This window comes from Cellulomonas sp. P2_B4, assembly GCF_056404795.1.
Map to the genome: position 1 here is coordinate 1 of NZ_JBFUDI010000066.1, position 614 is coordinate 614.

At 60.6% G+C, this 614-nt stretch carries 1 protein-coding gene; it reads left to right on the forward strand.

The genetic code is table 11. The features are described 5' to 3' along the window. Positions 1-125 precede the first annotated feature (125 nt). On the forward strand, positions 126-614 hold a 489-nt coding region (locus AC1DZC_RS20110), incomplete at its 3' end, for a patatin-like phospholipase family protein (protein ID WP_477044508.1).

The window sequence follows — 614 nt, forward strand, 5'->3', positions numbered from 1 at the left end:
GTCCGGATATTTGAGGATATTGATGGACTGATTGGGCGCGAATGATGTCAGTGTCCTGTTTATTGGACATCTCTGTTTCTCGTATTATTTTTGTCTTTGCCCTTCGATTTGAGGAGAGGCCGGGAATGGAGCTTATCAAGCCGTTTCGATTGGTGGCGATCGTAGCGATCTTTTTGTGCGTGACGGCCTGCGCGATCACGCCACCGCATGTCCAAAACCACGCGATGTGCGATTTTGCCAGCTATGCCCTCGACGTGGAGGATGCGCCGACTGGGCCGATTGGCGCTGGCAGCGGCGGGCCCACGAGCGTGCACGAACTTCTCCGGTCGCTTGGTACGGGGCTAGCAGCGGGCACTGGCCCGACCGCGGCGGTGAGCATCGGCGGCAGCGACCGGCGGGCGCGGAGCGACGCGATCCTGATCCTTTCCGGGGGCAGCGAACACGGCGCTTTTGGTGCCGGGTTCCTCGACGCTTGGCATCAGAACGCGCGCGATCACCAGCTTCCGGCGTTTAAGATGGTCACCGGCGTTAGTACTGGCGCTATTCTGGCCACCTTCGCCTTTGTGGACCGTCCGCAAGACGCGGTGGCGGGATACAGCATACTGCACGAGGCG